Annotated in this window: 9 protein-coding genes; 2 read left to right on the plus strand and 7 right to left on the minus strand. The window is 62.3% G+C overall.

The window, feature by feature from the left end:
• Window positions 1-442: 442 nt before the first annotated feature.
• Together I2H19_RS08095 and I2H19_RS08100 are read right to left on the minus strand one after the other, a co-directional pair.
• Window positions 443-1147 carry a transaldolase gene (locus I2H19_RS08095; protein ID WP_229089855.1) on the minus strand — a complete coding sequence of 235 codons (705 nt, stop codon included), beginning with the start codon at window positions 1145-1147 and terminating at the stop codon, window positions 443-445.
• A 193-nt stretch (window positions 1148-1340) separates the two neighbouring features.
• Complete coding sequence (locus I2H19_RS08100; RefSeq protein WP_195622311.1) at window positions 1341-2168, minus strand: HAD-IIB family hydrolase; 828 nt, start codon at window positions 2166-2168, stop codon at window positions 1341-1343.
• A 75-nt stretch (window positions 2169-2243) separates the two neighbouring features.
• Here I2H19_RS08100 and rlmKL point away from each other — a divergent pair, with 75 nt between their 5' ends.
• Window positions 2244-4811, plus strand: a complete 2568-nt coding sequence (rlmKL, locus tag I2H19_RS08105; protein ID WP_195622312.1) for a bifunctional 23S rRNA (guanine(2069)-N(7))-methyltransferase RlmK/23S rRNA (guanine(2445)-N(2))-methyltransferase RlmL — start codon at window positions 2244-2246, stop codon at window positions 4809-4811.
• Between the two features lie 94 nt (window positions 4812-4905).
• Here rlmKL and I2H19_RS08110 read toward each other — a convergent pair whose 3' ends face one another.
• The 5 genes from I2H19_RS08110 to I2H19_RS08130 form a co-directional block, all read right to left on the minus strand.
• Complete coding sequence (locus I2H19_RS08110) at window positions 4906-5619, minus strand: response regulator (RefSeq protein ID WP_117648427.1); 714 nt, start codon at window positions 5617-5619, stop codon at window positions 4906-4908.
• Between the two features lie 4 nt (window positions 5620-5623).
• Window positions 5624-7249, minus strand: a complete 1626-nt coding sequence (locus I2H19_RS08115) for a sensor histidine kinase (protein WP_195622313.1) — start codon at window positions 7247-7249, stop codon at window positions 5624-5626.
• Between the two features lie 111 nt (window positions 7250-7360).
• Window positions 7361-7555: a hypothetical protein gene (locus I2H19_RS08120; protein ID WP_195622314.1), complete on the minus strand. Its 195-nt coding sequence runs from the start codon at window positions 7553-7555 to the stop codon at window positions 7361-7363.
• Between the two features lie 69 nt (window positions 7556-7624).
• A complete protein-coding gene (locus tag I2H19_RS08125; RefSeq protein WP_195622315.1) occupies window positions 7625-9652 on the minus strand; it encodes a KUP/HAK/KT family potassium transporter in 2028 nt (675 codons plus the stop codon).
• A 158-nt stretch (window positions 9653-9810) separates the two neighbouring features.
• Window positions 9811-10686 carry a nitroreductase family protein gene (locus tag I2H19_RS08130; protein ID WP_195622316.1) on the minus strand — a complete coding sequence of 292 codons (876 nt, stop codon included), beginning with the start codon at window positions 10684-10686 and terminating at the stop codon, window positions 9811-9813.
• 213 nt (window positions 10687-10899) lie between these two features.
• Between I2H19_RS08130 and I2H19_RS08135 the strand changes: the two genes are divergently transcribed.
• A complete protein-coding gene (locus I2H19_RS08135; protein ID WP_195622317.1) occupies window positions 10900-13200 on the plus strand; it encodes an LTA synthase family protein in 2301 nt (766 codons plus the stop codon).
• Window positions 13201-13503: the final 303 nt, after the last annotated feature.

Genomic DNA, 13503 nt, shown 5'->3' on the forward strand with positions numbered 1-13503 from the left:
GCCTCAAGAAGGAGTAACATCGGGACTTGCAGCGACGGACCTCAGGACGCCCTTACACCACGTCTGCGCGCGCGACCGTCCCCCCTCTCGCAATGTGCAAAATCGCGAGTATTCTGCAATTTCCGCCGCTCCGAACGCCCCTCAGAGGAAATAAAGTCAAAAACAGCCCCCGTTTTAGCGTCGTCAGAGCCAAAACGGGGGCTGTTCCGTGCTTCAACCAGCTGGTAAAAACTTTACCTTGCTGAATACTCTCAATTTTGCACGTCGCAGGCGGGGGTACCTTTGCCCACGGCAGAATATGGAAGCCAATCACCAACCTACCGGCAAGCTCGTGTCGGCAGCCCCGGCCTTTCCTTTGCCTAGCGCGACCCTCGCGAAGCGCGTGAGCGATAGGGAAAGGAAAGGCCGGGGCGATCAACCCGAGGCGCAGCCAGTGTTCGTGCTACGGCAGGATATGGAAGCCGAGCGCGGCGATATCCTTGGCAAAGCCGCGGACGGTGTCGAGCGAGACCTCGTACGGATCACGGCCGATGTTCTTGCGCTTGGCCAGGATGCTGTTGGGCACCGTGATGATTTGGCAACCGCAGGCTTCGGCCTGGTAAATGTTGATGAGCTCGCGCGTGGACGCCCACAGGACCTCGCAGTTGGGCTTGGCGGCGGCCTTCTTAACCGACTCCGTCATAAACGGAATGGGATCGACGCCGGTATCGGCGATACGGCCGGCAAAGAGCGAGATGATGGACGGCGTCTCGGCGTCAACGGCCTCGACCATCTCGTCGACCTGCGTAGGCGTAAAGATGGTGGTGACGTTAACCTTGATGCCATCGGCCGAAAGCTTGCGAACCAGCTCGGCGGTGGACTCACCCTTGGTGGTCACGCACGGAATCTTGACGTAGACGTTGTCGGCCCAGGTAGCGATCTCGCGCGCCTCGACCTCCATGGTCTCGACGTCGTCGGCAAAGACCTCAAACGACACGGACACATCGGTGATGTGGGTCAGGACCTCCTTGGCAAACGCGCGGTAATCCGTCACGCCACCCTTCTTCATAAGGGACGGGTTGGTCGTGAAACCCTGAACGTTGCCGTTCTCGTACATGTCGAGCATGCCCTCGAGGTTTGCGCCGTCAGCGAACACCTTGATTGCCATCTGCCTGATTCCTTTCGTCTGCATACAGCCGGTAAGCTGCTAAACACTTTACCTATGTTTATCAAGGCGTGAACTGCGGGTTTTTATCTTCTCGGCGAACGGTATAAACACCTCAGTGTTTGGATTGATAAATCGATTGAGCATGCAAAAGCAAAGAGTCGCAGTTTGAGCAAACGTCAGAACGCGGGATTCATTAGATGAGGCCGAAATGCTGCATCGCTGTGACGGTACCGTCGTGCGCGACATCGTCGGTCACGTAGTCGGCGACCGCCTTGACCTCGGGCATGGCGTTGCCCATGGCCACGGCTGTCTCGACGGCAGCGAGCATGCCCAGGTCGTTGCCCGAATCACCAAAGCCAAAGGTGCGCGCATTTCCCTCGCGGCCCAGATACGCCAGTGCTCGCGCCACGCCCACGCCCTTGTCAATGCCCTTGGGGCTCAGCTCACGATTCTGACCACCGGTATTGCACAGCTCAAACTCGCGATCGATAAAGCCGTCATCGTTGGCTACGCGAGCCAAACTGGGCGCAGTGAGGCCTACCTTGCCCACGCACAGACTGCCGTCGACGCGCATCTCCTCGGTGCTGTGCGCCACAGAAGTGCCGATCAGAGACGACTGCTCAACACCCGCGGGTTCCAGGGCAAAAGTAGCCACGTTGGTCTCGAAAAAGGCCTCAATCCCTGCCGCGGCCATACGGCGTGCAAGCTCCTCGATAACGCCCTCGCCAAAGCAGTCCTCGTGTACCACGCGTCCCTCGACCTCGAGCGTGGCTCCCGCCATGGCAACGATGCCCGCGGGGTCGAGCGCACGCAGGCTATCGGCGATAAGCCACAGGGGGCGGCCCGTGCAGATAAATGCCTTGTGCCCTGCATCGCGCAGTGCACGGAACGCCTCAACCACCGTCTGCGAGGGGCGAACCGCCGAAAAGTCCTTATCGGTCATATCGTCGGGATCGAACGACGTCAGCGTGCCGTCCACGTCAAAAAAGAGAACGGCGGAATCGGGGCACGCATCAATCATATGGGTTCCTTTCGAGGATAAGGGCAAACGAAGTATCCATCATATAATGGAGCGACGCAACCAGAGAGGTCACCCATGGAATTTTACGCAAGCTGCCCCGAGGGCTTTGAGTCCGCACTCGCCGACGAGCTTAAACGCCTCGGGCTTTCGCATGTTCGCCGGCTGAAGGGCCGCGCTACATTTGAGGGCGAGCTCGAAGAAGGCTACCGCGCCTGTCTGTGGTCACGCCTGGCGAGCCGCGTGTTCGTGGTACTCGGGCGCTTTGAGGCGCAGGATGCCGATGAGCTGTACGACGGCGTTTACGACATTGCCTGGGAGAGCATCATCCGCCCCGGCGCCACCATCGCCATCACAGCCCGCGGCGTGACCGAGCAGCTGCGAAACACGCGTTTCTCGGCCCTGCGCGCCAAGGACGCGCTGTGCGACCGTCTGGCCGAGGCCACGGGCCGTCGCGCCGATGTCGACGCCGCCGATCCCGACGTTCACCTACTGCTTTCGCTGCGTCAGCGTCGCGCGAGTATCAGCCTGGACCTTTCGGGCGACCCGCTGTTCAAGCGCCTGCCGCCCGCCGCGACCCGCGCCGGCGAGGGCACTCACGTGCTGCGCCCCGACTACGCCGCCCTGGTGCTGGCGCAAGTCGGCTGGACCGCACTGTGCGAGCGCGAGCTAACGGCCGACGATTACGAGGACGAAGCCCTTCCTACGCTGATCGACGCCTCGTGCGCCGGCGGCGGTCTGTTGTTGGAGGCCGTGAATATTCTGACCGACCGCGCCCCGGGCGCCGCACGCGAGCGCTGGGGCTTTGAGGGCTGGCAGCTGCACGACGCCGCCCTGTGGGAGCAGTTGCTTGCCGAGGCACGCGAGCGCGAGGCGGCAGCACGCGAGCGCCAGGCACGCATCGTTGCTGCGGATGTTGACCCCGCCGCCCGCAAGACCGCTGAGCGCATGGTCAAGTGCGCCGGCTACAAGCGCTTTGTCGATTTTTGCGCCGCCAAGTCCGCAACCGTACTGGACCACGCGGGCGCCGTCGCCGGTGCCGCCGTGGTCGCAGACACCACCGAGACCCCGCTTTCGCTCATGCATGATGCCATGACGCTGGTCGGTGAGCTGCGCCGCGCGCCCGAGCTTGCCGCGGCGCCGGTCGCCGCGCTCACCCGCGACGGATTGCTGGCCCGCGCGCTCCACGCCGAGCCCGAGCGCTCGGTCGCCGTCATGCCCAATAACGAGGAGGCGACCGTCGAAGTCTGGCCTTCGCTCGACCACGCCGCCGCAGCGTTTGAGGCTGCGACCAGTGCGGATGCCGAGGCCGAAGTTGCGGATGCCAACGAAGCCAACGACGAAGCCGTCGCTTCCGCCATGCCCGAGCCCGCTGCCACGCTCGACCTGGGCGACGGCAAGCCGCTGCCCGTGCTCATCCCCGAGTCGGAGCAGTTCGCCAACCGCCTGCGCAAGAATGCCCGTCTGCGCCGCAAGTGGGCCAAGCGCGAGGGCGTGAGCTGCTACCGCGTCTACGATGCCGACCTGCCCGATTACTCCGCCGCCATCGACCTGTACGAGGGCTGCCCGCAGACGCCGGGGCGCTGGCTCGTCATCGCCGAATACGCCGCGCCCAAGACCATCGACCCCGCACTGGCCCAGGCCCGCATGCTTGACATCTTGGCCATCGCGCCGCGCATCCTGGATGTTCCGGCCGAGCATGTGCACGCCAAGGCCCGCATGCGCTCACGCGGCGGCTCGCAGTACGGCAAGCAGGGCGCCGGCAAGGGCGGATCGGACGAGCGCGCCAACATCGCACGCCGCCGTCTGCCGCTCATCGAAGAGGGCGGGCTCACCTTTGCCGTCAACTTTGACGACTACCTGGACGTGGGAATCTTCCTGGATCACCGCGTCACCCGCGACCTGGTCCGCGAGCACGCCAAGCAGGCGCGCCGTTTTCTCAACCTGTTTGCCTACACCGGCACCGCCACCTGCTATGCGGCCGACGGCGGCGTTGAGGAGACGGTGACGGTCGACCTTTCCAACACCTACCTGGACTGGGCCGAGCGCAACATGCGCCAGAACGGCTTTGTGGGCCCGCAGCACCATTTTGTGCGTGACGATGTGCTCGCCTGGATTCGCGACCAGCGCCAGACGCGCAACCGCTGGGACCTGATCTTTGTCGACCCGCCCACGTTCTCCAACTCGTCCAAGATGGGCCGTCGCACCTGGGATGTCCAGCGTGACCATGTTGAGCTTTTGGCCGGCGTGTCGCGCCTGCTCACACAGGGCGGACATGCCATCTTTAGCTGCAACCTGCGCGGCTTCCGCCCCGAGGCGCGCAAGCTCGCACGCGCAGGCGTGGTGCTACAGGACATTACGGCGCAGACCATCCCCGAGGACTTCGCGCGCAACCAGAAGGTGCACCACTGCTATATCGTGCGCCGCCTGCCCATCGAGGACGCCATGGCAGAGGTCGGCTTTAGCGCCGAGGAAATTGCCGAGCGAACCGAGGAGCTGCGTAACCCCGAGGCCCGCAAGCCTCGCGCGGCAGCACCCGCGCACGCGCAGGCCAGCAACGGCAAGTCGAACTTTGCCGACAAACCCTCCCCCGCCGGCAAGCCCAAAAAGAAGAAGTTCTACGCCAGCAAGCCCAAGGGCAAATAACAAAGTTGCGGTGGAGTACGGACTGTTTTGCCTGGAATTAGGCAAATTTAGACCATATTTCACCGCAACTCATATTGAGATGGTGGTTGGCGATCTAGCCTTGGGTGACCAGTCGGTAACCGATGCCCACGTGCGTTTGGATATAGCGCGGATGCGCGGGGTCGGACTCGATTTTCTTACGCAACGTGCCCATAAAGACACGCAGGCTCGCCAGGTCGCTCTTAGTTGCCGTGCCCCAAATCTCGTGCAGGATAAACTGGTGCGTCAGCACCTTGTCGGCGTTATGCGCCAGCAGGCACAAGAGCTTGTACTCGATCGGCGTCAGATGCAGTTCCTCGCCATCCATCGTGGCGATGCCGGCGTCAAAGTCGATATGCAGCTCACCGGTATCGAACGAGCCCTCGGAGGCAACGCCGCCCGTCTGTGCATACGAAAGGCGCCTGAGCGTCGTGCGAATGCGCGCGAGCAACTCCTCGACCGAAAACGGCTTGGTCAGGTAGTCGTCGGCGCCGGCATCGAGTGCGCGAATCTTGTCCGCATCCTCGCTGCGCGCCGAGACCACGATGATCGGCATGCCCGACCATGCGCGCACCGACTCCACCACCTTGACGCCGTCCATATCGGGCAGGCCCAGATCGAGCAGCACAATGCTCGGTGCCTGCGACGAGGCGGCGGCGATGGCGGCATGGGCGGTCTCCACAGCCATATGGCGCAAGCCGTGCGCCTCGAGCGCGGCAACGATAAGGTTGCGAACGGCGGGGTCGTCCTCAACGACCAAGATGAGCGGTTTTACGGCAGAGTTCGGCACGGCGCTACTCCTTATCAAACGAAACGTCAGCGACGGGAAGCTCAATCGTAAAGACCGAGCCGTGCGGGTCCGCCGCGGCAACCTCTATGCTACCGCCATGTGCCAGCGCAATGGAGCGGCAGAGCGAAAGACCCAGGCCCACGCTGCGATGACTGTCGGCAAGACCGTGGTTGGCGGTGTAGAACGACTCAAAGATTCGCTCGCGATCCTCGGGCGCGATGCCCGGGCCATCATCGGCCACCGAGCACGTCACGCATTCATCGTCGACGCCAATCGAAATCACGATATGCGAGCCTGCGGGCGTATAGGTGATGGCATTGTTCACCAGGTTCACCACGAGCTGTACCATCAGACGCGCATCGACGTTAACGAGCGCCGGTTCATCGCACGCCACCACCTTAAGGTCGTGCTCGCGCACAGCCGGATTTACGTGGCGCAGTGCCTCCTCGACGATATCGTCCATGAGCTCGAGCGTAGTCGACAGATGCATACCGCCGCCCTCGAGCTTGGTGATGGCAAGCAGGTTCTCGACGGTGGCGTTGAGCCATTGCGCATCCGAGCGAATGGACAGGAGCAAGCCGCGGCGCGTCTGGGCGTCGAGCACGGCCGTGCCGGTCGAGCCCTGGTCGAGCAGCACGTCGGCATTACCCGAAATACTGGTAAGCGGCGTGCGCAGGTCATGCGAGATGGAACGCAGCAGGTTGGCGCGCAGCTGCTCGTTTTTGGCGAGCACCGCCGCCTCCTCGCGGGCCTCCATGGCGCGGGCGCGATCGAGCGCCAGCTCGCCTTCGCTCACGATGGCATCGGCAAGTGTTCGTTCCTCGTGCGTCAGCACGTCGGGCTTGGCAACGATAGCCAGCACGCCCACCACCGAGGCGGGGTCGCCCGAGCGCACGAAGCCGTCGCCCGTGCGAACCGTCAGGTAGATGCCATAAAACGCCGAGCCGCCATAGGTGGCATCGAGCGGCGTCCCCACATAGGCGGACGCCGAGAGCCGCGGCGGCATCTGCGGCGCCAACTCGTGCACCGGCGCGGCATCGCCCACGGCCGTGTACGTCGCACGCGGCAGCAGGTCATCGCCCTCGGCGTCGGCGCTGTACCACACGACCGGACAGCCCGAAAGACGCGCCAGCTGCGTGGCCATGGCATGGACAATCTGCTGCTGGTCGGCGCACCGTTGCAGCATGCGGTTGGTCTCGAGCACCATATGCGTGCGGCGGTCGCTGGCAGCGGCCTGCGCCAGGGCACGGCGCAGGGCCAAGGCAATCGAGCTCGACACGAGCGAGACCACAAACATGATGAAGAACATGCCGGGATAGACGCGGTCGATAAGCGACAGCGAGTAGCGCGGGTCGACAAACAAGAAGTTGTAGAGCGCCACGGCGGCAGCCGAGCTCAGCAAGCAATACAGGCGACTCCAGGTAAAGAATGCGCACAGCTGAACGGCGAACACATAGACGATCATGATGCTCGGCGCGAGACCCGGATGGTCGAGCAGCGCGCCCACAATCGTCGCCGCGACCAGCAGCCCCACCGATACGCAGGCGTCATACAGAGGAGTGCGGCGCGCCAGCGTTGTGCGCCGCCACCAAAAGCTATCGGCAATATCGCTGTCCGTACGGACGTCCATCAGCGCCCCGCCCCTCTCTCAAAAACAAAAACCACCACAAAGGGACAGGCACCTTTGTGGTGGTTTCCCTTGTGGTGGTTCCAAGTGTATAGCCTTTGCAACCTGCGGTCGTTAGACAAACAGCACGTGCGCAAGCAGCGCGCAAACGCACGCCGCGACAAGCACCGTCGCCACGATCGAAATCACGCGGTCGGCCATGTCCATGTTGGCACGATTCGTAAAGAACCGATCTTCGGCGGCGTCGACGCGCGCCTCACGCACCAGCTCGGTCGCAAGATCGCGACCGTCAAGCACCTTTGCATCCATGGTTTCCTCCCAGGACTCAATCCCCGTCATTACAAGCCCGCTCGTTGGCAGACAAACCTCGAGCGTCGACTACGGCCGCTCGTTGGGGGCCAGGCGCTGCATCTTGTTCACGGCCTTGAACTTGGTGAACAGCGGCACGTACTCAAAGCTCACGTTGGAGTTCTCCAGGCCATACCAACGCGCAGGCGTGCCGGCGGCGCGGCGGATGATGTACTTGAGCGTGATGGCCGTACGCTCGCTCGGCTCCACATCGCTTTCGGGCGCCAGAAGCTTACGGATCAGGACGAACTTGAACGTGCCGATGTTACCCGGGTCCTTGTAGACCGAGTAGTCATGCGTCTGCGGCGGCAGCTCGCCAGTGGCAGCCAGGTCCTGAACAACCTGACGCAGGTAGGCATTGACGCGCTGGTTGATCTTGTAGCCCAGGTACAGATGCACGCGGAACACGTAGTCGGTGCCGAACGTCTCGACTGAATAGGCAAAGGTGTGCGGTTCGTCCATGGTCTCGACATTCACAAACCACCAGGCGCGGGCACGCTTGGGATGCTTGTCCAGAATCGAGTAGACGATGTCGCGATCGATATAGTCGGTATGGGTGTCCTTGGTCAGGTACACGATGTTGTCGCTCAGGCGCTCGTAGCGATCGTCATCGCGCAGGCGCTTGAGCTGCGGCAGGTAGCTGCGCAGCGGCAGCAGCGTAAACTGGCGCTGCTCAACAGCCGTACCGTTGTACCAGCACACCATGATACCCATGATGAGCGCGGCCATGAGGATGGTGAAATAGCCGCCGTGGAAGAACTTGGTGAGCGAGCTCACGAAGAAGAAGCCTTCGAGCAAAAGGAAGAAGGCCGCGAAGATCCACGGCGCGACCTTGAGCTTGCGCTCCTCGTGCAGGTAGAAGAAGAGCAGCAGCGTGGTGCACATCATAGTCAGCGTAATGGCAAGGCCGTAGGCGGCTTCCATATGCGCCGAGTTCTGGAACAGCAGCACCACGATGACGCAGCCCACGAGCATGACGTTGTTGACCATGGGGATGTAGAGCTGGCCTTTGGTCTCGGCAGGGTAGAAGACCTGCATGTGCGGCATGAGGTCCAGACGGCTGGCCTCGGACACCAGCGAGAATGCGCCGGTGATGAGCGCCTGCGAGGCAATGATGGCCGCGACGGTGGAAAGGCCGACGGCAAACGGGCGCAGGCCCGGGGCGAGCATCTGGTAGAACGGGTTGAGATCGGCAATGCCCATGAGCTCGGGGTTGGCAGCGTTGTTCATAAGCCAAGCGCCCTGGCCCATATAGGACAGCAGCAGGCAGCACTTAACGAACGGCCAGGTAGCGTAGATGTTGCCGCGGCCGACGTGGCCCATGTCGGAGTAGAGCGCCTCGGCACCGGTGGTGGCGAGGAAGCAGCTGCCCAGAATCATGATGCCCGCGTGGTTGTTGGGGCTCAACAAAAAGGCGATGCCGCGGAGCGGGTTGAGGCACAGCAGCACGGCGGGGTGCTGTAAGACAAAGAACAGACCCGTGCCGCCCAGGAATAGGAACCACAGCGTCATGATGGGGCCAAAGGCGTGACCGATCTTGGCCGTACCGATGCGCTGTACCAAGAAGAGCACGATGATGATGGCGAGCGTAATGGCGACGACGCGGCCCTGATCATCGCCCAGCACGGCATGGACCGCCGGGATAGTGCGCAGGCCCTCGATGGCCGTGGTAACGGTAACGGCCGGCGTCAGGATGCCGTCGGCGAGCAACGCGGCGCCACCCAGCATGGCGGGGATGATAAGCCACTTGCCGCAACGCTTGACCAGGCTGTACAGGGCAAAGATGCCGCCCTCGCCATGGTTATCGGCGCGCAGCGAGATGAGCACATACTTGATGGTGGTCAGCAGCGTGACCGTCCACACGACAAGGGAGAGCGCGCCGAGCACGAACTCCTCCGTGACGCTTCCGATGCCGCCGTTGCCGGCAACGAGCGCCTTGGTTACATACATAGGGCTGGTGCCGATATCGCCGTACACCACGCCCAGCGTGACGAGCATCGCCGAGATGCTCACAGGAATCGCAGCGTGCGAGGCTGCCTCCTTGGCCTTTTGTTCCATAAGCCGGTTTCCTCCCAACTTTAATGTTCGAAGGGATTATAGGTAATCGGCCCATGTTTTAATGCACTGTTTTCCCAGCTAGATAAAGATTTATACAGTCTTTAGGCTACCGCGGCGATATGGAATGTGACAAAGGGACTATCCCCTTGTCACATTCGTCATTTTCCGAGCCAGTTTTTGAACCACCACTCCATGGAGCGGCTCATCTCGGCCATAAAGGGACTGGTGTGTTTGCGGGTGTAGATATCCACCACGCGCTCGCCCACCTCGCGGGCGTGCGGGCGAAACATCGCATCCATCTCGGCCACCTGCGCATCCATAGTCGCGTCGTCCGCACGGCAGTAGCGCTCCTCGTGCACCAGGTTCACCACGGGATGTGCAATGGCCAGGCGCTCCTTACGGGGCGTACCGATGATGAGCATCGACAGCGGCATGGTATAGGGCGGCAGATCGAGCAGCTCGGCAACTTCCTCGGCGTTCTCCACGATGTCGCCAATGTAGCAGCTCCCCAGGCCCAGGGCCTCGGCGGCAACCACGGCGTTTTGCGCAGCGATCACGGCATCCTGCGCCGCGATGGCAAAGTCGCCCAGACCCGGTGCGCGGCGGGGCGACTTGCCCGTGCGCTCGACAAACTCGGGCTCAAAGCAGCCCACGTGCTCAAACAGATCGATCCACTTGGCATAGTCGACCACAAATATTAGTGCCCAGGGCGCCTTGGCGATCATAGGCTGGTGGTCGCACAGGTCGGCCAGACGGTCCAGCGTAGCCTGCTCGCGAATGCTCACGATGGAATACATCATCATGGCGCCCGCCGACGGTGCGCGGCTCGCCGCATGCAAGATCGCCGCCCGCTGCTCGTCGGTCACCGCTACGGGACGGTCGCTGTCATCGCGCGCGAAAGCACGCGTGGACGAGCGGTGTTCCAAGATGTCCAGCGCCGCGTTGCCCGTAGTCTCGACCGGATAGCCGCCCGCGTCCACGCCCACAGCTCCGCCGCAGTACTCGGCGCCCGTCATACAAACCTGCTCGCCCATAGCTCTATCCTCGCTAATTCTTTAAGAAGCCTTTACGTTTCCGTGTAATTCCCGTCCATTATCGCGCAGGTCGCCACTACATTGCGCCACACCGCCACACGTGCGCGTTAATATGGCTGGTTGTTGTGCGCAGCCACCAATTGCAGCGCATATTTTGGTAACAATCGGGTAAACCCCCGCTTTCGTAGGTTTTAGTTTGTGAGGAGTCTCAGCATGTTCGCTGCCGCCATCTCGCTCGTCGGTCTTGCGGCGACCGTCTACCTTGTCTTGCGCGAGGCCAAGGCCATTCGCGCTCAGTCGGGCACCGTTGCCAAAAGCGCTCTTGGGTGGAGCGTCGTCTTCGGCCTGTTCCAGGTCTTTTTGACTATTTGGGGCGTCATTGGCCTCGTCGCCCAAAACGAGCCGCTCGCCTTTGTGATGCTCATCCTGACCAACGCCATCCTCACCGGCTGCGCTTGGGCCAGCATCGCCCGCGACCGCATCGCCCCGCGCGTCTTTGCGTTCGCCAGGCCCGACGCCCCCGCCCCCACCGGCAAGCTCGCCCGTCTGCGCGGCGCCTTTGTGGGCAAGCCGCTCGTCGCCGCCGTGCTGTGCCTGCTGCTCGCCGGCGTCTTTGCGCTGCTGGGAATGGAAGTCTCGTCCAACCACGACTTTACCTGGGTCTACCCCCTGTGCATCCTGCTCGAGTGGGCCATCATCACCACGCTCATGGTCGGCCTGTTCTTCCTGTTCCAGCGCCACGGCGCAGCTCCCGCGGTCCTGGCCTTTGCCCTCTTTGTCCTGGGCATTGCCGAGTTCTTCGTTATCACGTTTAAATCCATGCCCATCCAGCCGGGCGACCTTTCGGCAATCTCCACCGCCGCCGCGGTCGCCGGCAACGGCTACACCTTCTCGATCTCGCTGTTCTGCGTGCTGTCCATGGGCTTTACCGCCATCGCCATGCTGCTGTGCGAGTACGCCGGCCTGGTCGCGCCGCATCGCCAGAAGGGCACCGCCAACGCCAAACGCATGCTGCTCACCAACCTGCTCGTGGCGGTGCTGTGCCTGGGTGGTGTGACCGCGCATGTCACGCTCATCGACTACTACAACACCCTCGGCATCACCGTCTACACGTGGCGCCCGCTCGAGAGCTACTGGCGCGAGGGCTACCTGCCTGCCTTTATTAGTGCGGCGCAGTCCATCAAGCCGCCCAAACCCGCCGACTACTCCGTCGACGATGCCAAGGCCACGCTCAAAAAGTACGCCAAGGCCTACGACAAGTCCGACGCGGCCAAGAGCGACGAGCGCGCCGCCGCAAAGGAGCAGTTCGACAGCGAGAAGCCCACGGTCATCGCCATCATGAACGAGACGTTCTCGGATCTGTCGATCTACCAGAACATGCGCGCCGGCTACGAGGGCCCGCAGTACTTTAAGAGCCTGTCCAACTGCCTCAGCCGCGGCAAGCTCTACGTGAGCGCCTACGGCGGCGGCACCGCCAATACCGAGTTTGAGTTTATGACTGGCAACTCCATGGCCAACCTGGGCTCGGGCGTGTACCCCTACACCATCTACAACATGGAGACGACCGGGAATCTGGCAGAGCAGTTCAAGTCGCTCGGATATTCCACCACGGCCATGCACCCCAACCACGCGACCAACTGGAACCGCGAGAACGTCTACAAGGACTTTGGCTTTGACCAGTTCCTGTCCATCAACGATTTCCAGGGAGCCGACACCCTGCGCGGCATGGTGACCGACCAGGCTACCTACGACAAGATTCTTGAGCTGCTCGACCAGAACGCCGACCCGCAGTTCATCTTCGATGTGACCATGCAGAACCACTCGGGCTACGATACGGGTCTGGTGCCGGTCGACAAGCAAATGCACCTGAACATCGACACGACCGACCTGGACACCAAGACCGTCGAGGACGGCACGCTGTCCGATGTCGACGAGTATGTCTCGTGCATCGAGCAGTCCGACCAGGCGCTTCGCTACTTCCTCAACGCCCTGAGCAAGCTCGACCGTAAGGTGGTCGTGGTGTTCTGGGGCGACCACCAGCCGTTCTTCCCGTCCAAGTTCAATGACAAGTGGTTTACCGGCGAAGACGATGCTACGCATCAGGAACGTCTGTGGCAGACCGACTACATCATCTGGGCTAACTACGACGTTGCCGGTTGCAACCAGACGAGTGAGGTCGACGACCTGTCCACCAACTACCTGTCCACGCAGCTTATGCAGCTGATCGGCGCCCCGCTGACAGACTACCAGAAGGCGCACATGACGCTGCGCGAGTCGCTGCCCGCCATCAACTCCGTGGGCTACGAGGACGCCAGCCTGCGCTGGGCGCTCTCCTCCAACGTCACCGGTGACGACGCCGCTGCCGCTGCCGCAACCAAGGCGCGCGAGGATTACGCCAAGATGCAGTACTACGAGATGTTCCGCGACGGCAAGAACGTGTACACCGAGCACTTCCAGACCGAGGCCAACGAGACCGACCCCAACCTGGCACCGGGTACGACCAAGATCAAGTAGCGGGTCGCTGCGGGTCTATCCCGGTTCGTCTGCCCGGGCGGCGCGGAATGTAAGGTTCCCTGCTCGGGCAGTCCTGCTCGCACGGAGAGCACATTAAGTGCTCTCCGGCTCGTGCGGAACTCGCGATGAACCTTACATTCCGCGCCGCCCGGGCAGACGCCTTGTTGTTGGAGCGCGGCTTGTCATGGGGAGTATTCGGAGTGTCTCTGGTTGAATCGGGCTCTTGCCTTGAAGACTCTGATTTCTAATAAAGAGAAAACCCGGGTAGCCAGTTGTTTGGCTACCCGGGTTTTACTTTGTCGA

The organism is Collinsella aerofaciens (assembly GCF_015560135.1).
Taxonomy (GTDB): domain Bacteria; phylum Actinomycetota; class Coriobacteriia; order Coriobacteriales; family Coriobacteriaceae; genus Collinsella; species Collinsella aerofaciens_AN.

What these genes read in the sequence shown, in the direction of transcription:
- I2H19_RS08095 (WP_229089855.1), bottom strand. Translation starts at nt 1,147, where the DNA reads ATGGCAATCAAGGTGTTCGCTGACGGCGCAAACCTCGAGGGCATGCTC.
- I2H19_RS08100 (WP_195622311.1), bottom strand. Translation starts at nt 2,168, where the DNA reads ATGATTGATGCGTGCCCCGATTCCGCCGTTCTCTTTTTTGACGTGGAC.
- rlmKL (WP_195622312.1), top strand. Translation starts at nt 2,244, where the DNA reads ATGGAATTTTACGCAAGCTGCCCCGAGGGCTTTGAGTCCGCACTCGCC.
- I2H19_RS08115 (WP_195622313.1), bottom strand. Translation starts at nt 7,249, where the DNA reads ATGGACGTCCGTACGGACAGCGATATTGCCGATAGCTTTTGGTGGCGG.
- I2H19_RS08120 (WP_195622314.1), bottom strand. Translation starts at nt 7,555, where the DNA reads ATGGATGCAAAGGTGCTTGACGGTCGCGATCTTGCGACCGAGCTGGTG.
- I2H19_RS08125 (WP_195622315.1), bottom strand. Translation starts at nt 9,652, where the DNA reads ATGGAACAAAAGGCCAAGGAGGCAGCCTCGCACGCTGCGATTCCTGTG.
- I2H19_RS08130 (WP_195622316.1), bottom strand. Translation starts at nt 10,686, where the DNA reads ATGGGCGAGCAGGTTTGTATGACGGGCGCCGAGTACTGCGGCGGAGCT.
- I2H19_RS08135 (WP_195622317.1), top strand. Translation starts at nt 10,900, where the DNA reads ATGTTCGCTGCCGCCATCTCGCTCGTCGGTCTTGCGGCGACCGTCTAC.